The 21,797-nt window shown below is 73.1% G+C and carries 21 protein-coding genes; 8 read left to right on the forward strand and 13 right to left on the reverse strand.

Annotated features, from left to right (window positions below):
- The first annotated feature begins 97 nt into the window (after positions 1 to 97).
- On the forward strand, positions 98 to 850 hold the full coding sequence (locus ACZ6SA_RS13195; RefSeq protein WP_347647301.1) for an IclR family transcriptional regulator: 753 nt from the start codon (positions 98 to 100) through the stop codon (positions 848 to 850).
- A complete protein-coding gene (locus ACZ6SA_RS13200) occupies positions 847 to 1,752 on the forward strand; it encodes a D-isomer specific 2-hydroxyacid dehydrogenase family protein (RefSeq protein WP_347647302.1) in 906 nt (301 codons plus the stop codon). Before ACZ6SA_RS13195 ends, ACZ6SA_RS13200 begins: the two co-directional genes overlap by 4 nt.
- A 274-nt stretch (positions 1,753 to 2,026) precedes the next feature.
- Here ACZ6SA_RS13200 and ACZ6SA_RS13205 read toward each other — a convergent pair whose 3' ends face one another.
- The 8 genes from ACZ6SA_RS13205 to zwf form a co-directional block, all read right to left on the reverse strand.
- Entirely contained in the window at positions 2,027 to 3,904 is a 1,878-nt protein-coding gene (locus tag ACZ6SA_RS13205) for a protein kinase domain-containing protein (protein ID WP_465828039.1), read from the reverse strand.
- A gap of 152 nt (positions 3,905 to 4,056) precedes the next feature.
- Entirely contained in the window at positions 4,057 to 5,202 is a 1,146-nt protein-coding gene (locus ACZ6SA_RS13210) for a cytochrome P450 (RefSeq protein ID WP_347647305.1), read from the reverse strand.
- Between the two features lie 219 nt (positions 5,203 to 5,421).
- On the reverse strand, positions 5,422 to 6,240 hold the full coding sequence (locus ACZ6SA_RS13215; protein ID WP_465828042.1) for an IclR family transcriptional regulator: 819 nt from the start codon (positions 6,238 to 6,240) through the stop codon (positions 5,422 to 5,424).
- 197 nt (positions 6,241 to 6,437) lie between these two features.
- A complete protein-coding gene (gene eda, locus ACZ6SA_RS13220) occupies positions 6,438 to 7,052 on the reverse strand; it encodes a bifunctional 4-hydroxy-2-oxoglutarate aldolase/2-dehydro-3-deoxy-phosphogluconate aldolase (protein ID WP_347647307.1) in 615 nt (204 codons plus the stop codon).
- 113 nt (positions 7,053 to 7,165) lie between these two features.
- A complete protein-coding gene (locus ACZ6SA_RS13225) occupies positions 7,166 to 8,131 on the reverse strand; it encodes a glucokinase (RefSeq protein ID WP_347647308.1) in 966 nt (321 codons plus the stop codon).
- A 147-nt stretch (positions 8,132 to 8,278) separates the two neighbouring features.
- Positions 8,279 to 10,222, reverse strand: coding sequence for a phosphogluconate dehydratase (edd, locus tag ACZ6SA_RS13230; RefSeq protein WP_347647309.1), 1,944 nt, complete (start codon positions 10,220 to 10,222; stop codon positions 8,279 to 8,281).
- A complete protein-coding gene (locus ACZ6SA_RS13235; RefSeq protein WP_465828045.1) occupies positions 10,219 to 10,425 on the reverse strand; it encodes a hypothetical protein in 207 nt (68 codons plus the stop codon). Before ACZ6SA_RS13235 ends, edd begins: the two co-directional genes overlap by 4 nt.
- Positions 10,422 to 11,957, reverse strand: coding sequence for a glucose-6-phosphate dehydrogenase (gene zwf / locus ACZ6SA_RS13240; protein WP_347647310.1), 1,536 nt, complete (start codon positions 11,955 to 11,957; stop codon positions 10,422 to 10,424). The genes ACZ6SA_RS13235 and zwf overlap by 4 nt, the downstream gene beginning before the upstream one ends.
- Before the next feature lie 141 nt (positions 11,958 to 12,098).
- On the opposite strand from zwf, the gene ACZ6SA_RS13245 reads away from it, so the two are divergent.
- Positions 12,099 to 13,304, forward strand: coding sequence for an ROK family transcriptional regulator (locus ACZ6SA_RS13245; protein WP_347647311.1), 1,206 nt, complete (start codon positions 12,099 to 12,101; stop codon positions 13,302 to 13,304).
- Here the strand turns inward: ACZ6SA_RS13245 and ACZ6SA_RS13250 are convergent.
- Positions 13,301 to 14,875 carry an ATP-binding cassette domain-containing protein gene (locus tag ACZ6SA_RS13250; RefSeq protein WP_465828048.1) on the reverse strand — a complete coding sequence of 525 codons (1,575 nt, stop codon included), beginning with the start codon at positions 14,873 to 14,875 and terminating at the stop codon, positions 13,301 to 13,303. The genes ACZ6SA_RS13245 and ACZ6SA_RS13250 overlap by 4 nt on opposite strands.
- A 74-nt stretch (positions 14,876 to 14,949) precedes the next feature.
- On the opposite strand from ACZ6SA_RS13250, the gene ACZ6SA_RS13255 reads away from it, so the two are divergent.
- Positions 14,950 to 15,630 carry a TetR/AcrR family transcriptional regulator gene (locus ACZ6SA_RS13255; RefSeq protein WP_347647313.1) on the forward strand — a complete coding sequence of 227 codons (681 nt, stop codon included), beginning with the start codon at positions 14,950 to 14,952 and terminating at the stop codon, positions 15,628 to 15,630.
- 134 nt (positions 15,631 to 15,764) lie between these two features.
- On the opposite strand, the gene ACZ6SA_RS13260 is transcribed toward ACZ6SA_RS13255, so the two are convergent.
- Together ACZ6SA_RS13260 and ACZ6SA_RS13265 are read right to left on the reverse strand one after the other, a co-directional pair.
- Complete coding sequence (locus ACZ6SA_RS13260; protein WP_465828051.1) at positions 15,765 to 16,814, reverse strand: hypothetical protein; 1,050 nt, start codon at positions 16,812 to 16,814, stop codon at positions 15,765 to 15,767.
- 83 nt (positions 16,815 to 16,897) lie between these two features.
- Entirely contained in the window at positions 16,898 to 17,599 is a 702-nt protein-coding gene (locus ACZ6SA_RS13265; RefSeq protein WP_465828053.1) for a DUF2470 domain-containing protein, read from the reverse strand.
- A 79-nt stretch (positions 17,600 to 17,678) separates the two neighbouring features.
- Here ACZ6SA_RS13265 and rpsD point away from each other — a divergent pair, with 79 nt between their 5' ends.
- Complete coding sequence (rpsD, locus tag ACZ6SA_RS13270; protein WP_465828209.1) at positions 17,679 to 18,293, forward strand: 30S ribosomal protein S4; 615 nt, start codon at positions 17,679 to 17,681, stop codon at positions 18,291 to 18,293.
- A gap of 1 nt (position 18,294) precedes the next feature.
- On the opposite strand, the gene ACZ6SA_RS13275 is transcribed toward rpsD, so the two are convergent.
- Complete coding sequence (locus tag ACZ6SA_RS13275) at positions 18,295 to 19,083, reverse strand: ion transporter (protein WP_465828054.1); 789 nt, start codon at positions 19,081 to 19,083, stop codon at positions 18,295 to 18,297.
- Between the two features lie 112 nt (positions 19,084 to 19,195).
- Between ACZ6SA_RS13275 and ACZ6SA_RS13280 the strand changes: the two genes are divergently transcribed.
- Positions 19,196 to 19,498: a DUF4190 domain-containing protein gene (locus ACZ6SA_RS13280; protein ID WP_347647318.1), complete on the forward strand. Its 303-nt coding sequence runs from the start codon at positions 19,196 to 19,198 to the stop codon at positions 19,496 to 19,498.
- On the opposite strand, the gene ACZ6SA_RS13285 is transcribed toward ACZ6SA_RS13280, so the two are convergent.
- Complete coding sequence (locus ACZ6SA_RS13285; RefSeq protein ID WP_443155066.1) at positions 19,495 to 20,130, reverse strand: TetR/AcrR family transcriptional regulator; 636 nt, start codon at positions 20,128 to 20,130, stop codon at positions 19,495 to 19,497. The two genes, ACZ6SA_RS13280 and ACZ6SA_RS13285, sit on opposite strands and share 4 nt — an antisense overlap.
- Positions 20,131 to 20,196: 66 nt before the next feature.
- On the opposite strand from ACZ6SA_RS13285, the gene ACZ6SA_RS13290 reads away from it, so the two are divergent.
- Both ACZ6SA_RS13290 and ACZ6SA_RS13295 read left to right on the forward strand, forming a co-directional pair.
- Positions 20,197 to 20,952, forward strand: a complete 756-nt coding sequence (locus tag ACZ6SA_RS13290; protein WP_465828057.1) for an ABC transporter ATP-binding protein — start codon at positions 20,197 to 20,199, stop codon at positions 20,950 to 20,952.
- A complete protein-coding gene (locus ACZ6SA_RS13295) occupies positions 20,952 to 21,677 on the forward strand; it encodes an ABC transporter permease (RefSeq protein ID WP_347647321.1) in 726 nt (241 codons plus the stop codon). Before ACZ6SA_RS13290 ends, ACZ6SA_RS13295 begins: the two co-directional genes overlap by 1 nt.
- Positions 21,678 to 21,797 lie beyond the last annotated feature (120 nt).

A 21,797-nucleotide genomic window follows, 5' to 3' on the forward strand; every position in this document is an offset into this window, starting at 1 on the left:
TCCTGTGCAACATATGCACACTGCGAATTAATGGTGATACCATTACCCTGCTGCAGGTATTCGGTCGTGTCAACACCGTTGTAAAGGGCAGAGCCTGATGTCGCAGACCGTGAGCAGGGCGACCACGATCCTCCAGCTGGCGTGCGACGGCCCGCGCAGCCTCGCGGAGATCGGCGACCGGCTCGGCGTGCACCGCACCACCGCGCTGCGCCTGCTCCACACGCTCGCCGAGGCCGGCCTGGTCCGGCGGCTGCCTGACGGCACGTGGGGCGCGGGGCGCGGGCTCGCCGCGCTGGCGGCCCGCGCCGGCGGCCAGTTCGGGCTGCGCGACCTCGCCCACCCGCACCTCGCCGCGCTGCAGGAGTCGACCGGCCACACCGTCCACCTGGCCGCCCTGCGCGAGAGCACGATCGTCTACGTCGACAAGCTCTCGCCGCCCGGCCCCGTCCGCATGTACGCCCGCATCGGGCGGCCCGTCCCCCTGCACACGGCGGGCGTGAGCAAGGCGATCCTCGCCCACCTGCCCGCCGCCCACGCCGACGAGGTGCTGGAGGGCTGGGAGTTCACCCCGTACACTCCCGCTACGCTGATCACGAGGGCCGCGCTCGACCAGGAGCTGCGGGCCGTGCGTGAGCGGGGGTGGGCGGCCGATGAGGGGGAGTTCGAGGAGTTCGTCCACTGCGTGGCCGTGCCCGTGCGCAACGCATTCGGCGACGTGACCGCGGCGGTCTCGCTGACCGCGCTGCGCGCCCAGGCCGATCGCGCCGCCCTGCATGCCCTGCTCCCGCCGGTGCGCCGGTGCGCAGGCGCCATCTCCGAGCATCTCGGCTATCAGGAGGATCCATCATGACCGTCGCCGTCCACGTCGGCCCCGAGCCCGTGCCCGTCCTCATCGAGGCCGTGGAGCGGGCGGGCGGCAAGGTCGTGCCGCTGGAGCGGGCCGAGGCGATCGTCTACTACGGCAGCGACGAGCCCGCGGAGATCCGGGCGATGATCCACGGCGGCGTCCGCTGGGTGCAACTGCCGCACGCGGGCGTCGAACGATGGGCGGCCGCGGGGGTCATCACCGAGCATCCGGTCTTCACCGCCGCCGCGGGCGCCTACGGGCCGGCCGTGGCCGAGCACGCGCTGGCACTGATGCTGGCGGCCGCGCGCGGCCTGCACCGGCACGCCAGGGCCACCTCGTGGGGGCCCAACACCTCGAAGGAGTTCGCCGGCTCGACGGTCTCGATCGTCGGCTTCGGCGGCATCGGGCGGGCGCTCATGCCGATGCTGGAGCCGTTCGGCTGCCGGGTCCTGGCGGTCACCGACAGGGGAGAGGCGCCGGGGGCGGCGGAGATCGTGCCGCGCGCCCGCTACCGCGAGACGCTGCCCGAGGCCGGCTACGTGGTGGTCGCGGCGCCCGCCACCCCGCAGACCCGCGGGATGTTCGGGGCGCGCGAGTTCGGCCTCATGCGCTCGGACGCCTGGCTGGTGAACGTCGCGCGGGGCGGGCTCGTGGTGACCGAGGACCTGGTGGACGCGTTGCGCGCGGGCCACATCGGGGGCGCCGCCCTCGACGTCACCGACCCCGAGCCGCTGCCGGACGGGCATCCGCTGTGGGAGCTGGACAACGCCCTGATCACACCGCACTGCGCCAACCCGCGCGAGGCCTACTGGCGCGGCCTGGCCGAACGCGTCACCGCCAACGTGCGCCGCTTCGCCGAAGGCGCCCCGCTCGAAGGCGTGGTCTCCCCGTCCCAGGGCTTCTGACCCCTCCACCGGCGTCGCCGGGCCGCATGACCGCGGTCCCGCCATGGCCGCCCTCGTCCAGCGGCGATCGAGGTGAGTGACCACCGATGCCGCCGTCCGGCCTGCCACGCGAGGGGGAGCCTCCGGCGGACGACGGAGCTCGGCCGGCAGGCGGTGCCGGCGCAGGCGAGCGCGGGCGCTTCCGGCACATGGCGCGGGCTCGTTCTCCGGACGGTGCGCGGGCGTCGCGGTGCGGTCGGGTCCGGCAGCGGTGCGGGCTCGTGAGGCGGGCGGGTCAGGCGGGCGACGGATGGTGACGGGTGCCGGGGGCGGCGGCGTCGGGCCGGTCGCGCAGGTTGATCCGCGCGCCCGCGCTCAACCCCGAGTCGTGCACCTCGAGCCCCACGGGCGTGCGCCCCTTGGCCAGCTCGAACACCAGGGCGCCGGTGAACGACCGCCCTGCCTCGATCCGGACCGGCGTGATCTCCTTGCCCGCCTCGTCGAGCAGCCTGATGCCGGGGTGCGACGCGTCGTCCTCGTCGATCAGCTTCTGCTGCCCGGGGTAGAGCACGCGGGCGTCAGGGCCGACGTTGTCGATCGTCACGCCGATCCGGCAGACCCGTTCGGCCGCGGACTTCGCGGGCTTGGAACACTTCGTGCTCGTCACGGCGAACTTCAGCTTGCCGTCCTGCACGGGCCCGTCCGCACCGGCCGCGGGAGGAGGGCGGAACACCCAGGCGAGCACGGCCAGCAGCAGGACCAGCAGCACCGCCGCGACGACCAGGACGGTCAGGCAGCCGCCGAACACGCTGCGCTTGCGCTCGGGCGGCCGGTAGCCGGGCAGCGGGCCCTGCCCGGTCCCCGTGCCGGTGACGGGGCCGGTGAAGGTGTGGTGCGGCGGCGCCTGGCCGGTCCGGTGGTGCGGCAGCGGCCCGCGTCCGGTGGCGAGCGGGCCGGTGTGCTCGGGATGCGGCGCCTGCGGACCGCGTGGGGTGTGCGGCAGCGGCCCCGTCCGCTCGGGATGCGGCAGGTGGCCCTGGCCGGTCGCCGTGGGTCCTGTGCGTTCGGGATGCGGCAGGCGGCCCTGCCCGGTCGCCGTGGGCCCCGTGCGCTCTGCCGGCGGCGGTTGCGGGCTCCGGCTGGAGCCGGGGGTGGGGCCCGTCCGCTCGGCGGGCGGGACCTGCTGCGGGCCGCGGCGGGCGGCCTCGGGATGGCGGTGCGGAGGGGGCGATCCCGGCGCGGCACGGTCGGGCGGCGGGCGGTGCGGAGCCCGCGGCATCAGCGGCCCGAACTCCGACGGGTTCCACGCGTTGGTCAGGTGCTTGGTCGCGGCCAGCTGCGCGGCCGGCTCGTCGGCCGCCTCCACCAGCTCCAGCAGCAGCTGCCTGGCCGCGGGCCGCCGCGCCGGGTCGGGATGGATGGCCGCCGCCACCAGCCGGTCGAGCGGGGCAGGCAGCCCTCGCAGGTCGGGAGGCGCGGTGCGGGCCCTGGCCGCCATCACGTAGGCGTCGCCCTCGCCGAACGGGTGCCCGCCGAGCCCCGCGTACGCGATGAGGGAGCCCCAGGCGAACACGTCGCCCGCCGGGCTCGTGCGCCCCTCGAAGACCTGCTCGGGAGCGATCCACCCGGGCGTGCCCATCACCATGCCGGCGTTGGTGTGCCGGGAGTCGACGTGCGTCGAGCGCGCCAGCCCGAAGTCGATCACCCGCGGCCCGGCCAGCGTCAGCATCACGTTGGCCGGCTTGAGGTCGCGGTGCACCAGCCCGGCAGCGTGGATGGCGGTCAGCGCGGCGGCCACGCCGACGGCCGCGGCGTGCAGCACCGACGGCGACAACGCTCCGTGCTCGATGAGGTGGTCCTCGAGGGAGATGCCGTCGATGAACTCGGTGACGAGATAGAGGCGGCCGCGGTCCTCGCCGTGGTCGAGCACCCGCGCCGTGCAGAACGACGCCACCTTGCGGGCGTTGGACACCTCTTCGTGGAAGCGCGCGCGATAAACCGGGTCGGCGGTGAAGTCGCGCCGGATCGCCTTGAGCGCCACCCGTGACCCGTCGGCGGCCTTGGCGAGGTAGACCACCCCCATGCCGCCGGAGCCGAGACGGCTGAGCAGCTCATAGGGGCCGATCGCCGGCGGATCGTCCGGCTTCAGCGGAGAGCCAGCGGAGCGCCCCAACGTCGCCGTCCTCTCGCCGTCGTCATCCCGTCTCAACCCGACCCGATCCTCCGCCCCGGCCGGTCGTCATGCCGCGACCCGCACCGTTCAGCCGCACGGCATCCCGTTTGTACCCCAAGACTCTAACGGAGGAAGGGCCTACTCGTCGGCCACTAGGCGTGAGCGGGCTTGCGGCGCGCGGGGATCATCGTCACCCGCAGCCGTGCGAGATCGAGCGTGTGGGGCAGCGGCCGGTGCGGCGAGACGAGCCGCCCGACCGGCTTGGGCCGCGAGCCGCGCAGGATGCCCGCCAGGAAGGCCGTGCCGACGACGAGCGTCAGGTGCACGCCCTCGCAGCCGGGTCTGGCCCACCACTCGCTCGCGGCGGTGCCGTCCAGCCAGATCTCGGGAGCGAAGGTGTTCGCGTACGGCAGGCGCGGACTGCGCTGGTGGACGGCCATCGGCACCATGACGGTGGTGCCCGCGGGCAGGGCGGCGCCGTACCAGGAGGTCTCCACCGTGGTGAGGCGGGTCAGCGCCGGCACGGGCGGCCACAGGCGCAGGCCCTCGCGCAGGCAGGCGCGCAGATGGCAGGGGTCGGTGCGGGCCGCCTTGCGGTGTGCCGGGTGTGCGGCCAGCAGGGCGAGGGTCTGCATCAGCCCGGGCGCGGTCACGCCGAGCCCCATCAGCCAGAACGCCGCCTGCATGAGCCCTCGCGACTCGGCCTGCCCGGGGGTCTCGGCGATCAGCCCGGCCAGGCTGCCGGGCTCGGCGCGGCGCAGGTGGTCGATGATCCGGGCGTCGTAGCGTCCGGACAGGAGCTGCTGGCGCCGCCTGGCCCGCAGCCGTCCCGCCCGCGTGAGGTCCGCCAGCAGCCGCGTGAGCTCCTCGTCGCCGGCCGCGCCGTCCCCGTAGACGCAGCGCCGGGCGACGCGCTGCCAGCGGCCGTTGAGCCGCGCGTAGTCCACCACGCCCTCGGTCAGCTCCTTGGCCTCCTCGCGGGCGATCTCGATGAACGCGGGGCGCAGCACGTCCGTCGGCAGGCCCAGGGGGCGTGTCTCGACGGCCGGTGCGTACGCCTCGTCGTCCTCGGCCAGCACGCGCAGCGCGTCGCGCTTGGACATGATCAGCAGCGCAGGGCCGCGCGGGCCGCGGACCAGGACGGGGCGGCCGCCGTACCGGGCTTCGAGCTCCGACAGCAGCGTGCGGGAGCGCAGCAGGTCGCGTCCGGGCGTGAGGTGGGGCGTGCCGGGCGGGACGAGGGCGGCCTTGAGGCGCAGGCTCTCCAGCGCGGTGGCCCTGGGCAGCCCTCTAGGCACGCGCGGCCTCCCGGAGCCCGGCCGGCGCCCGCGAGGTCCTGGCCTGGTGGGCCCTCGGCCCTGAGCCCGCGGGCGCCTCCTGGATGGCCGGAGCGGGGAGGAAGTTCATATGCCGATGTGATCGCCGCGGGGCCCCGTTCGCAATCCGGGGTTTCGGTCAACGGAACGCCTGCCGCCGCGTGCGCCGGAGGTGTTCCGGTGACCGGAACGCCTCCGGCCTCACGGGACGCGCGGCGGCCAGGAGCAGCTGGAGGGGGAGAGCGCGGCCGAGATGGCCTGGGCGGCGCCGCGCACGGAGATGCCGAGCCTGGCGAGCTGGGCCGCGTGCGCGGGCGCGGCCACGCCCAGCGCCATGCACACCGTGCCCGCGGGCCCGAACACGGGCGCGGCCACGCAGGCCACGCCCTCGGTGTACTCCTCCTGCGCGTACGCCACGCCGTGCCTGCGGACCTGGGCCAGCTCGCGTTCCAGCGCGGTCAGGGTGGTGACGGTGCGGCGCGTCCAGCGTTCGAAGGGGCCGCGCGCGATCAGCTCGTGGCGCAGCCGGGGATCGAAGGCCAGCAGCGCCTTGCCCATGGCCGTGCAGTGCAGCGGCGCCCGGTCGGTGCCGTCGGAGCGCGAGCCGACGCGGTTGTGACCGTAGAGGCGCTCGACGTAACGGGCCTCCAGGCCGGCCGGCACGGCGAGGTTCACCGTCTGCCGGGTGGCCTCGTACAGGTAGAGCAGGTACGGCAGCACCACCGCGCGGGTGCCCGGCACGAGGGCGCGGGCGGTGCCGGCCATCGTCTCCAGCAGCTCGCCGGGCACGTAGCCGTTGCCGACCCGTCGAGCCAGCTCGCGGCCGCACAGCACGCCGAGGATGCGGTGCGCGGTCGACTTGGGCAGCCCCGTGCGCCGGCACAGCTCCGACAGGCTCACCGGGCGGGCGGCCACGCTGAGCGCGAGGAGGATGTCGATCCCGCGTTCCAGGCTGCCCGGTTGCGCGGCCCGGCGGTCGTCCGTGACGTGCTGCCCGTGACCGGCCGTCTGTGTCGGCATGACTGTCCTTTCGCTTTCCGAGGAGCGAAAGGGGCTTCCCGGGGGCCGCGATTGTGCATGCCTTGACCTACCCGGTTGACCACTCGTTGATACCCGGTCAACGTGGTCTGATGATCTTCGCGGATCCGTAAATGTCCACGTCACAGCGGTTTTAGGTCTTTGGTCGGGCCTGCGGGCGTACGCCCGCTTCCGGGGCGCTACCTCAGCGCGGCGGCCTCCGACGCGAGCTTCTCGATCCGGCCCCAGTCGCCCGCCGCGAGCGCGTCGGCCGGGGTCAGCCAGGTGCCGCCGACACAGCCCACGTTGGGCAGCGCGAGGTAGGCGGCCGCCGTGTCCGCCCGGATGCCGCCCGTCGGGCAGAAGCGCACGTCCGGCAGCGGCCCGCCCAGCGACTTGAGGTAGGGGACGCCGCCCGCGGCCTCGGCGGGGAAGAACTTGAGCTCCTTGATCCCGCGTTCGGCCAGCGCCATCGCCTCCGACACGGTGGCCGCGCCGGGCAGGTAGGGGACGCCGCTCGCGTCGAGCGCCTCGACCAGCGACAGGGTGGTGCCCGGCGAGACCAGGAACCTGGCCCCGGCTGACACCGATGCTGAAATATCGGCAGAAGTCCGGATCGTTCCGGCGCCCACGGTCGCCTCCGGCACCTCCGCGGCGATCCTGGCGAGCGCCTCGCGGGCGGCCGGCGTGCGCAGGGTCACCTCGATGACCGGCAGCCCTCCGGCGACCAGGGCCCTGGCCAGCGGCACGGCGCTCTCCGCGTCGTCGATCACCACGACGGGGATCACCGGGGCGAGATCGAGCAGGCTACTCATACGTTCTTCTCCTCGTCGGCCCCGCATGGGGACCTTCCGTACTGATATTTCCGGACTGATGCTTCCGGCCCGCGCTTCCAGCGAGGCCGTCCGAACCCTCGGGGGATACGGCCTCAACCCACCGGTTCCCTGCGCGCGCGCCGGCTCAGCCAGGCCGCGGCGCCCGTCAGCGCCGGCTGCGGCGCGACGATCAGCGCCGTCCCGATGGCGGAAAGGTAGTCCGCCATGTCGGGATTGGCGGTGAACCGCGTACGGAAGCCGCCGGCACGCACGCGCTCCACGATACGGGGCAGCACTCCGCCGCCCAGGTAGACCCCGCCCCTCGCGCCCAGGGTCAGCGCCACGTTCCCCGCGAAGCCGCCCAGCATCCCGCAGAACACCTCGACCGTCTCGGCGCACAACGAGTCGTCGAGCCCGGCCACGATGTCCGAGGCGGTCAGCTCGGGCGCGGCGACCCCGTTCACCTGGGCCAGCGCCCGGTGCAGCCGGACCAGGCCCGGCCCGGACAGCACGTGCTCGGCGACGACGTGCGCCAGCCCCTGCGACTGGAGGACCCGTACGATCTCGAACTCGCGCCGCTCCACCACCGGCACCGTGACGTGCCCGCCCTCGCCAGGGATCGGCGTCCAGCCGCCGTCCGAAGGCGCCAGACCGCCCACGCCCAGCCCGGTGCCCGGCCCCAGCACGGCCTTGACACCGTGGCAGAGGCCGGGGCCGCCCAGGTGCACCAGGTCATCGCCCTCCAGGTGCGGCAGCGACACCGCCAGCGCCTCGAAGTCGTTGAGCAGCCGCGCGTACGGGACGTCGAGGTCGCGCACGGACCCCGCCCACGGGGAGTTCGTGAGCCGGTAGCGGTCGCCGTCGACCGGCCCTGCCACGGCCAGGCAGACCGCCCCCGGCCGCGCCCCGGCCGCGTGCTCCGCGAGATAGGAGTCCACGGCTTCCGGCAGCGTGGCGTACGCCGACCCCGCCAGGACCGCGACGTTCGACGGCCGCGCCCCCATCGAGGTGACCAGGCCGAACCGGGCGTTGGTCCCCCCGATGTCGGCGACGAGCCAGGGAAGGTCAAAGGCACTCACGCATACCTCCGGCGTCCACGGGCGGCGTCAGGATCGCTCGCCTCACCCGGCGGGATGCCACGGCCTTCCGCGCCGGCCCTGACGGCCGCGCGCCCTTCACCGTCCCGCTTCCGCCGTCCCGTACGGTCGCGCGCCGTCGCCGGCGCGTCACCGGGCCAGTCCGGCGGGGCGGGCGGCCACGGGGGCGCCGGCCTCCAGGTGGGAGGAGCCCGCCTCGGCGGGGAACCCCAGCCCGGGGCCGTGGTGCGGCGACTCGGCGCCGCTCACCCCGAAGATGCCGGCCCCCTGCTCCGCGTGCCCCGCCATGCGGCGGAAGGCGGCGAACAGCTCGCGTCCCGTCCCCACCCACTGCGCGTCGCTCAGCGGCCGCCCCTCCGGCGTACGACCGGCCAGCTCCTCGGCGGGCACCAGCAGCTCCAGGACGCCCGCCGCCGAGTCGAGCCTGACGACGTCCCCGTCGCGCACCAGCGCGATCGGCCCGCCGTCGGCGGCCTCGGGCGACAGGTGGATGGCCGCGGGCACCTTGCCGGACGCGCCGGACATCCGCCCGTCGGTCACGATCGCCACCCGCTGCCCCCGGTCGAGCAGCACGCCCAGCGGCGAGGTCAGCTTGTGCAGCTCGGGCATGCCGTTCGCGCTGGGCCCCTGGTAGCGGATGACCGCCACGAAGTCCTGCCCGTCCAGCTCGCCCGCCTCGAACGCCTTCAGCAGATCGAGCTGGTCGTCGAAGACCTTGGCCGGCGCCTCGATCACCAGGTGCTCCGGCTTGACCGCCGACACCTTGCTGACGGCGCGGCCCAGGTTGCCCTCGACCATGTGGATCCCGCCGTCCGCGGCGAACGGCGCGGCGACGGGACGCAGCACGTCCAGGTCGGCGCTGCCGCCGGTCACCGGCGACCAGAGCAGCTCGCCGTCCACCAGGACAGGCGCCTCGCGGTAGCGGTCGAGGCCGCGTCCGGCGACGGTGAGCACGTCGGCGTGGAGCAGCCCTTCGTCCAGCAGATCGCCGATGAGCACCTGCATGCCGCCGGCGTCGCGGAAGTGGTTCACGTCCGCCTGGCCGTTCGGGTAGATCTTCGTGAGCGACGGCACCACCCGCGACAGACCGGCCAGGTCGTCCCAGGTCAGCACGATGCCCGCGGCGGCCGCCATGGCCACCAGGTGCAGCGTGTGGTTGGTCGAGCCGCCGGTCGCCAGCAGGGCGACGCAGGCGTTCACGATGGCCTTCTCGTCGACCACCTCGCCGATCGGCGTGTACTCCCCGCCGTGCGCGGTGATCCGCACCGCCCTGCGTCCCGCGGCCCCGGTCAGGGCGTGGCGCAGCTCGGTGTGCGGGTTGACGAACGTCGAGCCCGGCAGGTGCAGGCCCATGACCTCCATCAGCGCCTGGTTGGAGTTGGCGGTGCCGTAGAAGGTGCAGGTGCCGGGGGAGTGGTACGACTTGGCCTCGGCGTCGAGCAGCTCGTCCCTGCCCACCTTGCCCTCGGCGAACAGCTGCCGGGTGCGGGCCTTGACCTTGTTCGGCAGGCCGGAGGTCATCGGCCCGGCCGGCACGAAGAGCGCGGGCAGGTGCCCGAAGTGCAGCGCCCCGATGAACAGCCCCGGCACGATCTTGTCGCACACGCCCAGCAGCAGCGTCGCGTCGAACATGTCGTGCGACAGCGCGATCGCGGTGGCCATGGCGATCACGTCGCGGCTGTAGAGGGACAGCTCCATGCCGGGACGCCCCTGCGTGATGCCGTCGCACATCGCGGGCACCCCGCCCGCCACCTGCGCAACGCCCCCGGCCCCGCGCACGGCCGCCTTCAGCTCCTGCGGGTACGTCTCGTACGGCTGGTGCGCGGAGAGCATGTCGTTGTAGCTGGTCACGATGGCCACGCCCGGCTTCGCCGTGCCGCGCAGGGCGGGCTTGTCCTCGCCCGGCGCGCCCGCGAAGCCGTGCGCCAGGTTCGCGCAGCCGAGGTGCGCCCGCGCGGGCCCCTTCGCCCGCGCGGCCTCGCCGTCACGGCGGATCCGCGCGAGGTACGCGGTCCGGCTGGCGGCGCTCCGCTCGGCGATCCGGTCGGTGATCTCCTGTATGACGGGGTTCATGCACGCTCCTTCGTCGGGCCGGGGAACCCGAGGTCGCTCCGTGTGATGACCGGCCCGACGACGGGCCTGCTGACCGGCTCGCTGACCGGCCCGATGACCGGCCCGACGACCGGCCCGATGGCAGACCAGGTGGCCGGCCGGATGGCGGGCCCGCTGAACCGCCCGAGGACCGGTCCGGTGGTCGGCCCGCCGCGCTCGTTCACGCGTCCTCCTCGTGCCACGCACGACCGCTGCGGCCGAGCAGCTCGTGGGCTCCCGCGGGGCCGGTCGTCCCCGCGGGGTAGGGCTCGGGCACGTCGGCCTGCGACTCCCAGGCGTGCAGGATCGGGTCGATCCAGCGCCAGGCCGCCTCCACCTCGTCGCGCCGCATGAACAGCGTCGGGTTCCCGGCCAGCACGTCGGTCAGCAGCCGCTCGTACGCCTCCGGCACCCGCGTCGTGAACGTCTCGCCGAAGCTCAGCGACAGCGGCACCGGCTTCGGCGTCACCTCGCCCGCGCCCGGCTCCTTGGCCATGATGTGCAGCCGGATGCCCTCCTCCGGCTGCAGCCGCAGCACCAGGCGGTTCGGTGCGCCGCCGGGGTAGATGGAGTGCGGCACGTCCTTGAACTGCACCACGATCTCCGAACGCCGGTACGGCATCCGCTTGCCGGTGCGCAGGTAGAACGGCACCCCCGCCCACCTCCAGTTCTTCACCTCGGCCCGGATCGCGGTGAACGTCTCCACCCGCCGCGACGCCTCGGTCGGCGGCGTGGAGGCGGGCTCGTCGAGGTAGCCGGGCATGCCGTCCGCGCCGACGTACTGGCCGCGCACGGTGAAGCGGTCGACCTCGGTGCCCGTGATCGGCCGCAGCGCCTGCAGCACCTTGACCTTCTCGTCGCGTACGGCCTCGCGGTCGCTGCGGGCGGGCGGCTCCATCGCGGTCAGCGTGAGGAGCTGGAGCAGGTGGTTCTGCACCATGTCGCGCAGCGCGCCGGCGTGGTCGTAGTAGCCGCGCCTGCCGGGCGTCCCGACGGTCTCGGCCGCGGTGATCTGGACGTGGTCGATCCACAACGAGTTCCAGATCGGCTCAAGGAAGGCGTTGGCGAAGCGCAGGACCAGGAGGTTCTGGACGGTCTCCTTGCCCAGGTAGTGGTCGATGCGGAAGATCTGGTGCTCGTCGAAGATGGCGCCGACCTCGTCGTTGATGCGCTGCGCGCTCGGCAGGTCGTGGCCCAGGGGCTTCTCCAGGACCACGCGCGAGCGCGGCGTCACCAGCCCGGCCTGGTCGAGCTCGCGGCAGAACGGTCCGAACGTGCGGGGCGGGCTGGCCAGGTAGAACACGCGATCGCGCTGCTCGTGCCCGGCCAGCAGCGCGGTGAGCGCACCCCAGCCCGCTCCGTCGGCCCCGCCGGCGTCTCTTCCGGTGCCTGCGCCGACGTCGACCGAGACGTGGTGCAGGCGGCCCAGGAACCGCTGCCAGCCGGCCTGGTCGTCGGCCGGCACCTGGTCGCGCACCTCGGCGTCCACCTTGCCGCGGAAGTCGGCGTCGGTCAGCCCGCCCCTGGACATGGCGATGATGCGGGATTCATGGGAGAGCCGGCCGTCCCTGTCGCAGTGGTAGAGCGCCGGGATCAGCTTGCGCATGGACAGGTCGCCGGTCCCGCCGAAGACGACGAGGTCGGCGGTGTGCGCACTGGCGTGATCCGCGGGCTGATCTGTAGGGCGATCTGCGGGTGAGGTCGAGAGGGGGGACACGGTTGAGAGCTCCATGATCTACCAAGCAGGGACAGAACGGACAATAACCAGAGTTTGGTGCATACACAAGCGGAGTTTTGGCATCTGAGATAAAAAAGTCTCGACTTTTCATTACCTAACCCCATGTGGTTCACTTAGCCGATGCCTCGACGTACTGCCGCGAGCCTCGCCACAAGTGGTGAGGTGCTCCGCCTCATCCGCTCCGGAGAGGCCGTGACACGCGGAGATCTCGGCCGGGTGACCGGCCTGTCGCGTCCCGCGGTGCAGTTGCGCGTCGGCGAGCTGCTGGAACGCGGCCTGGTCGTGGAGCGCGCCGACGCCCCGTCCACCGGCGGGCGGCCGCCGGTCCGGCTGGAGTTCAACGCCTCGGGCGGGGTGGTGCTGGTGGCGGCGCTCGGCGCGAGCCGCACCAGCGTCGCCGTCTGCGACCTGGCCGGGCGCCAGCTCGACGGCCGCGAGTTCGCGATGGACGTGGAGCAGGGCCCCGACATGGTGTTGCCGCTGCTCATGGACACGTGGGACGAGCTGCTCGGCGGCCGTCCCCGCTCGATGGTCGCGGGCGTCGGCATGGGAGTGCCGGCGACGGTCGAGTTCGCGCAGGGCCGCACGGAGAGCGCCCGCGTGATGGCCTCGTGGACCGGCGTGGTGATCCCGCCGATCATCCGCGAGCGGTTCCCCGTCCCGGTGCTCGTCGACAACGACGTCAACGTGCTGGCCATCGGCGAGCACCGCGGCGCCTACCCCGAGCTCGACGACCTGATGTTCGTGAAGATCTCGACGCGGATCGGCGCGGGCGTCGTCGCCGGCGGCGGGATCCTGCGCGGCGCGCTGGGCGCCGCGGGCGAGATCGGGCACATCCCCGTGCTCGACGGTGGCGACGTGTTGTGCCGGTGCGGCAACACCGGCTGCGTCGACTCCGTCGCCAGCGGCACCGCGCTGCTGCGCGACCTCCGGGCGCGCGGCAAGGACGTCACGACGATCGCCGACGTGACGGCGCTGGTGCGGGCGGGCGACGCCGAGACGATGGCCACCGTGCGCGAGGCGGGGCGCAGGATCGGCGAGGTGCTCGCCGGGGCGGTCAACATCCTCAACCCGTCGGTGGTGGTGCTGGGCGGCGACGTCGCCGAGGCGTTCGGGCCGCTCGTGTCGAGCATCCGCGAGGTCGTCTACCGCCGCTCCACCGCCCTCGCCACCCGCAGGCTGCGCATCGAGCCGAGCCGGCTCGGGGCGGGCGCCGGCATCAGCGGGTGCGCGGTGATGGTGCTCGACCACGTGCTGTCGCCCGAGGCCGTCGACGAGGCGATGACGGTCTCCGCCCTGCGCCCGGAGCGCGCGGCCTCCGGCTAGAGGTCCCAGCGCGGCCGGGAGCTGTCCTCCACGCCCCCGTCCGCGCGGAAGATCAGGTGACGGTCGAGGTCGGCGGCGAACCACCGGTCGTGCGTGACCACCAGCACCGTGCCCGCGAACCCTGACAGCCCTCGCTGCAACGCCTCCGCGCCGGCCAGGTCGAGATTGTCGGTCGGCTCGTCGAGCAGCAGCAGCGTCGCCCCCGACAACTCGAGCAGCAGGATCTGCAGCCGGGCCTGCTGCCCGCCCGACAGCGTCTCGAACGGCTGGCCGCCCGCCGGTGCCAGCTCGTAGCGCGCCAGCGCCGCCATCGCCTCGTTGCGGGTCATGGCGTGCTCGCGCATCACGACGTCGGCCGCGGCCCGCCCGCGCAGGTCGGGCCGTTCGTGGGTCTGCGCGAAATGTCCCGGCGTGATCCTGGCGCCCAGCCGGGCGACGCCGGTGTGCGCGATCGGCTCGCCGGCCAGCAGCCGCAGGAAATGGGACTTGCCGGTGCCGTTCGCGCCGAGGACGCCGACGCGCTCGCCGTACCAGATCTCCGTGGAGAACGGCCGCAGCAGCCCGCTCAGCTCCAGGTGCTCGCACATGACCGCCCGCTTGCCGGTGCGGCCGCCGCGCAGCCGCATGCGCACGTTCTGCTCCTTCGGCGCGCGCTCGGGCGGACCGGCCCGCTCGAACCGCTCCAGCCTCGTCACCGCCGACCGGTACGCACCCGCGAGCGCGTCGTTGTTCGCCGAGCGCTGACGCAACGTGTGCACCAGGCCGCGCAACCGGGCCCGCTCGTCCTCCCAGCGCCCGCGCCGCTCCTCGAGCCGCTCGGCGCGGCGCCTGCGGGCCTCGGCGTAACCGGCGAACCCGCCGCCGTGCACCCACGCCCCGCGCCCTTCCACCGTGATGATCCGGTCGGCCGTCTCCGCCAGCAGCCACCGGTCGTGCGAGACGAGCAGCAGGGTCTTGGACGACTGCCTGATCGCCCGCTCCAGCCACTGCTTGCCCCGGACGTCGAGGAAGTTGTCCGGCTCGTCGAGCAGCAGGATCTCGTCGGGCCCGCGCAGCAGCGCCGCCAGCATGAGCCGCTTCTGCTCCCCGCCGGACAGCGTGCCCACCCCTCTGTCCCGAACCCGTGAGTACGGCAGCCCCAGCGCCTCGGTCGTGCACACGTCCCACACGACCTCCAGGTCGTAACCGCCCGCGTCTGCGTAGTCGGCGACGGCCTGGGCGTAGGCGAGCTGGCGTGGCTCGTCGTCGCGCAGCACGATCGCCGACTCGGTCGCGTCCAGCGCGGCGGCCGCCTCTCGAACGCTTCGCGGCGCCACGCTCAGCAGCAGGTCGTGCACGGTGCCCGAGCCGAGGAACTGCCGCATCACGCCGATGCCGCCGCTCCCGGAGATCCGGCCGCCGGCCGGGACGAGCTCGCCCGCGATCAGCCGCAGGAGCGTGGTCTTGCCCGCGCCGTTCGGCCCGACCAGCGCCGCCTTGGCGCCGTCGCCCACCTTGAACGACACGTCGTTCAGCAGCGGCCGCCCGTCAGGCAGCAGATAGGCCAGCCCGCTCACCTCGATGTGTCCCACCCGGACCTCCACTCGACCAACGTTCTACAACTAGACCATCGATCCGGTATCCCGTACAACGTATTATCTCCCGGGTGGACACCGTGTGGTCGCGCCCCCCGAAGGCGCCCAGGCAGACGCTGACACCCGGCAGGATCGTGGCCGAGGCGGTGGCGCTGCTCGACGAGGAAGGCGTCGGCCGGCTGACCATGCGCCGCCTGGCCGAGCGGCTCGACACCGGCTCGACCACCCTCTACTGGCACGTCAAGACCAAGGACGACGTTCTCGACCTGGCTCTCGACGCCGTCTTCCACGAGGTGCGGCTGCCCGGCCGCGAGGGCGGGTGGCGGGCGGCGGCGCACGAGCTGATGAGCGGCTGGCGGGGCGCGCTGCTACGCCATCCCTGGTCGGCCACCATCCTCGACCGGCCGCTCCTGGGCCCTAACGCGCTGGAGCGCACCGAGTTCCTGTACGAGACCCTGGCCGAGGCGGGCTTCCCCGCGCCCAAGATCGCCGCCTACAGCCTGGCCAACTACGTCATGGGCTCGGTCATCATGCAGGTCACCTGGCAGCGACGCGACGAGGGCGGCACGGGCGCCTTCCTGAAGGAGCGCGCCGACCTCTATCCGTCTCTCGCGGAGCACGGTCTCGACTTCCCCGGCGGGCCCGCGCACGATCCCTCCACCGAGTGGGACACCACGTTCGCCGAAGGTCTCGGCTACCTCCTCGACGGGATGGAGCAGGCCGAGCAGGCGCGGCGTCGCGGGCCCGGCTGAACCGGCTCGTCACGAGCAGGGCGGAACGCTTCATGCCGGAGGTGCGGGCGGAGGACTGCTCGCGATACGGGTGACATGTCGCCACGGCGCACGGCCGGCAGGGCGCGCCGTCACGGCGAGCAACCCGTCGGCCTTCACGACCGGCCAGGAGGGGCGGTCACGGGGGGCGGCGCGTGCGGTGCCGCCGGCCTGCCGTAAGGGGAAGGGCTCGGCGCGGGCGCGGACGGCGACCAGGATGCGGTGGAGCGCGAGCCGGCCCCAGGCCCGGCGGTGTCCGCCCTGCCGGCCCCGAGCCCGGCGGTGTTTGCGCTGCCGGGCCTGGGCCCGGTGGTGTCCGCGCTGCCGGCCCGGAGCCCGGCGGTGTCGGCGTTTCCGGCCCGTGGTGCGGCGGATCCGGCCACGGCGCGCCGCGACGGGGTGGATCGCGCCGCTTCGGCCCGGCCGGCGGCGGATCCCGCCGAGCCGGACCGCGGCGCGGTGGACCTCGCCCTGACGCGCTGCGCCGAGGCGGAGCGCGTGGCTGTCAGCTGGGAGGCGACGGACCGCGCGACGACGGGCTGGGCGGGCGGGGCGGCGGCGGGCGGGGCGGCGCGGGAGACAAGCCGGGAGGTACGCGCGCCAGGGTGTGCGGTGCGGGCGTCGAGCCCGGTGCTGCGCACGTCAAGCCGGGAGGTGCGCGAGCCGGGCGGGGTGGCGCGCGAGCCAGGCCGGGAGGTGCGCGAGCCGGGTGGGGTGGTCCGCGTGTCGGACCGGGCGACGACGGGCTGGGCGGGCCGGGCGGCTTGCTGGGCGGGCCGGATGGCATGCCGGGTGGAGGCGGGAGGGGCGTGCGGGGTGGAGGCGGGCGGGGTGTGCCGGGTGGAGGCGGACCGGACCGGCTCGGCGGAGGCGAGCTGGGTGGAGGCGGCCGGCGTGCCGTCCGGTGACGGGGTGGCCGTGCGGGTGGCGGTGGGACGCTCCGTGACCGGGGGGAAGGGCGGGACGTCGCCGGGGACGCGGTCGGAGACGGCGGGCCAGTCGAGCGGGTCCAGGTCGCTGGGGTACGGCGTACGCACCACCAGGACGGCGGCCGCGATCAGCATGACCACGCCGAGCAGGACGCCGGTGACCATCAGCGCCCGCCCGCGCCACCCGCCCTCGTCGTCGGGCGCGGCGGGCCCAGGTGCACGGCGCGGTCCAGTCATCCCTCACATGCTAGAGATGTGGCGCGCCGATCGGGCAATGTGCTGGTAAATCACTAAAAATCCAGGGATGTCCGGTAGCGAGCTCAGCACGTGCACAGCAGCCCGCGCAGCGCCGTCTCCAGGCACAGGCCGGAACGCGCCGGGCGCGGCCACGGGAAACGCACGAGCGATTCGTCCACCCGTACGGTCGCCCCGAACCGGTCCAGCTCCCACAACCACACCTCGCCCGCCTGCTCGCCCAGCTGCCTGGACACGCCGGCCGTGAGCTGCGGCCGGTGCGAGGCGTTGACATGGGCGAGCACCCGCTCGGCCGTCTCGGCGAGCGGGTCGGGCGCCGCGCCCAGGTAGTCGTCGGCGTCGAGCATCCCCGACTCCTGCCCGGTCAGGTAGACGACCTGGCCGACGTCCAGCCGCAGCAGCCGGGGCGCGTCCGGCCGCCCGAACCCCTCCAGCGCCTTGAACAGGCTCTCGTCCGGGCAGTGCGTGGCCACCGCGACCGCCGACGAGCGCGCCTCGCCCTCGGGGACGGCCTCCGCCCAGCCCTGCACCTCGATCAGCCCGCGCGGGTGGGTGGCGGAGCCCAGTTGCCGCATCGCCGTCAGGTTCACCGCCACGACGGCGTCCTCGCGCAGGCCGTGCAGCGTCTCCCCGGGCAGCACCAGGAGCACCGGACGCCCGCGCTCGTCGACTCCTCCGCGCGCGGGTGACGGGGCGCCGTCGACGGACAGCTTGGCGACGTCGGCGGTCGCGGCGAGGGTGCGGACCCGCTCGGGGATCGGCAGCATGACGCCTCCTTGAGGGCGGAAATCGTGTGTTAGGTTAGGCAAGCCTAAGTAAGGAATACCTAATCACATCGAGGTGAACGTGCGCTACACCGGTCCGAAGGTGCGACTGTCACGTCGCGTGGGCGTCCCGCTGACCAGGAAAGCCGTCCGCTACTTCGAGCAGCGCCCCTACCCGCCGGGCGAGCACGGCCGCAAGACCAACCGCCGCAACACCGGCGACTACGGCCTGCGGCTGATGGAGAAGCAGAAGCTGCGCTGGTACTACGACGTGTCCGAGCGGCAGTTGCGCCGCTACTGGGACCTCGCTCTGCGCAAGCCGGGCGCGTCCGGCGCCGAGCTGGTCACGCTGCTGGAGACCCGCCTGGCCTCCCTCGTGCTGCGCGCCGGGCTGGCTCCGTCCATCTACGCGGCCAGGCAGTACGTCAACCACGGTCACATCGCCGTGGACGGCCGCAAGGTGGACATCCCCAGCTACCTGGTCAGACCGGGACAGGTGGTCACCGTCAGGGAGCGCTCGCGCAGGATGCAGCCGTTCGTGGCCGCCGCCGAGGGCGTTCACGCCGACGATCGCATCGCCCCCTACCTCGCGGTCGACCACGCCGACCTCCGCTTCACGCTGACGCACCAGCCGGAGCGCGAGCAGATCGACATCCCCGTGGACGAGCAGCTCGTCGTGGAGTTCTACTCCCGCTAGCTCAGTCCAGGGCCCGCTGCGCGCGCAGCTCGGCCAGCTCCTTGCGCAGCTCGGCGAGCTCGTCGAGGATGCGCTGGCTGTGATCGCCGGTGTTCTCCCTGGCGGCGCGCTCCTCGGAGTTCTCCTCGTCCATCGCGCTGACCACGACGGCGAGGAACAGGTTCAGCACGACGAACGTGCACACCAGGATGAAGATCGTGAAGAAGATCCAGGCCGACGGGTGGCGATCCATCACCTCTTTGGCGATGTTGCCCCAGTCGTCACCCGTCATCGTCTGGTAGAGGGTGAACAACGACGTGGGCAGGCTGCCGAACCTGGTGGGGGCGGCCTGCCCGTACAGCTTGGTGGCCATGACGGCGGCCACGTAGAGCACCAGGGAGAGCAGCACCACGATCGAGCTCATCCCCGGCAGCGCGCGCAGCAGCGCCGAGACCACGCGGCGCAGGCTCGGCACGACCGACAACAACCGCAACGCGCGCAGGATGCGCAGGGAGCGCAGCACCGACAGGCCGCCGGTCGCCGGGACGAGGGCGATGCCGACGATCACCGCGTCGAAGATGTTCCACGGGTCGCGGACGAACGCCGAACGCTCGACGTAGACCTTGGCCAGCAGTTCGACGACGAAGATGTAGAGCGCGACATGGTCGACGAGAATGAGGAGGTCGCCGTGGCGCTCGACCACCTGAGGGAAGGTCTCGAGTCCCAGAACGGCCGCGTTGGTCAGGATGACCGCGATGATGAACCGCTGGAAGTGCCGGTGGGCGAGGAAGTCGCGCATGCGTTCACGCACGGGGGTAGGCTCCTAAGGCAATGATCGTTTGCCCCACCATGATGGCGCAAGATGATCAAGCAGGAGACTGTGGCGTGACCCACACGACCAGGCAGGGGAGTTGCCGGACGACATGTCCTATCCGCATCACGGCTCTTCCTTCTACGGTCCGCCCCCTCTGAGCCACCCCAACGGCACCGTCATCCTCGTGCTGGGCATCCTGGGGCTGGTGGTCTGCAGCCTCCTCGGGCCCTTCGCCTGGGTGATGGGCAACAGAGCGCTGCGCGAGATCGACGAGAGCGGTCATTACTACGAGAACCGCGGATCGATCCAGGCGGGGCGCATCTGCGGCATCATCAGCAGCGTCCTGATGATGCTCACGTTCGGCTTCATCTTCTTCGTGCTGGGGATGGCGTTCCTGACCAGCGGCCTCTAGCGCCGCCGGCCGTAGTCGCCGAGGCCCGGCTCCAGCAGGTCGAACGCCGTCTCCGCCTGCGCTCTGAGGTCGGGCTCGATGCTCTCCCACTCCTGCCCGGCGAGCCTCCTGCTCACCGAATAGTCGGTGAGCAGCCGCGTCGTGGTGAGAATGTGCGCCGCGACGAGCCTGGGTCGCAGGTCGCCGGGGCCGGCGTCGAGCTCCTCGGCGAGCGCCCGGGTCAGCGCCTGCTCCCGCTGCTCGTGCATCTCGCGTAGCCGGGCGACCAGCGCCGGGCTGGCGTTCACGATCCTGGCGAACACGTCGGCGCCCAGGTTGAACCCGTAGCGCCAGTGCCGGGTGCCGATGGCGTCGAGCACGTCGCGCCGGAAGGCGCGCACCACGCTCTCTCCGGGCTCGCGCTCCCGGATCACCCGCACGGGGTGGTCCACGGCCAGGTCCTGCCGGTCGGCGAACAGGTCCTCCTTGGTGCTGAAGTAGTTGAACACCGTGTTGACCGACACGTCGGCGGCCCGCGCCACCTCGGCCACGGTCACGTTGTCGAACCCCTTGGCGATGAACAGGCCCATCGCGATGTCGGCGATGCGCTCCCTGGTCTCGCGTTTCTTCCGCTCCCGCAGCCCCTCACCCATGTCACCATCGTACCGAAATTGCAGTCACTCTAATTTTGTGGTTACCTTAATTTTGGAGGCGATGAAATGATCACGACTGTAGGTCTGAGCAAGACCTTCGACGGCGGCGTGGAGGCCGTCAGAGACCTCGGCATAGAGGTGGAGCGCGGTGAGATCGTGGGTTTCCTCGGTCCGAACGGCGCGGGCAAGACCACGACCATGCGCATGCTGACCACCCTGCTGCGCCCCACGTCCGGCGCCGCCACGGTGGCCGGGCACGACCTGCGGGCCGATGCGAAGGAGGTGCGCAGGCACATCGGCTACGTCTCCCAGGGCGGCGGCATCCTGCCGACCGTGCCGCTCAAGGGAGAGCTCGAGCTCCAGGGCATGCTCTACGGGCTGAGCCGCCGGGAGTCCGCGGCCAAGGCCGGCGAGGTCCTGGCCAGGCTGGACCTCGCCGGCCTGGAGACCCGGCTCGGCGGCGCGCTCTCCGGCGGCCAGCGCCGCCGCTTCGACATCGCGTTCGCGCTGCTGCACGACCCGGCGCTGCTCTTCCTCGACGAGCCGACGACCGGCCTCGACCCGCAGAGCCGGGCCAACCTGTGGGGCCACATCCGCGCGCTGCGCGAGGAGAAGGGCATGACGGTGTTCCTCACGACCCACTACCTCGACGAGGCCGACGCTCTCTGCGACCGGCTGCTGATCATCGACCACGGCCGGATCGTGGCCGAAGGCGCCCCGGCCGAGCTCAAGACCGGCGGACGCACGCTCGACGACGTGTTCCTCGACATCACCGGCAGGTCGCCGCGCGAAGAGAGCGCGCTGCCGGGGAAGGGCGTCTGATGCTCCGCGACACCTGGGTGCTGTTCCGCCACGGCGTGGGCGCCACGCTGCGGCAGAAGGTCGGCGTCGTCTTCGGCGCGGTCCAGCCGCTGCTCTTCCTCGTGCTGTTCGGGCCCATCTTCGCCACGTTCGGCACCTGGGAGACGCTCGTGCCGGGCCTGATCATCCAGCTCGGCCTGATGAGCATGGGGCTGGCCGGGTTCGGCATCGTCTTCGAGAAACGCTCCGGCGTGCTGGAACGGATGCGCGTCACCCCGGCCAGCCGGCTGTCGCTGCTGCTCGGTCGTGTGCTCACCAACGCGGTCACGCTGATCCTGCAGACGCTGCTGCTCCTGGCGGTCGGCTTCGCCTTCGGCCTGCGCGCACCCGCGCTCGGGCTGGTGGCCGGGTTCGTGCTGGTCGTCGTGCTCGGGCTGAGCCTCGCCGCGCTGTCGTACGCCGTCGCCCTGACGATGAACGAGCAGCTGTTCGCGCCGGTGATGTCCACGGCGGTGATCCCGCTCGTCCTGCTGTCCGGCTCGTTCCTGCCGATGTCGATGGCGCCGGGCTGGCTCGACGCCCTCTCGCACGTCAGCCCGTTCCGGTATGTGCTGGAGGCGCTGCGCGACCTGTTCCACGGCCACTACCTGACGGGCACGGTCGGCGCCGGCGTGGCGGTGACCGCGGTGTTCGCCGTGGTCAGCCTCACCATCGGGACGCGCGTGTTCAACCGGGAGAACGCGTAAGGAGCGCGGGGGGGGGGGGGGGGGGGGGGGGGGGGGGGGGGGGGGAGGGGGGGGGGGGGGGGTGGGGTGGGGCTTAGCGGGGGGAGAGGAGATGCGACAAGCACCACGAGTACTAGAGAC

This window comes from Nonomuraea sp. NPDC049378, from assembly GCF_055586745.1.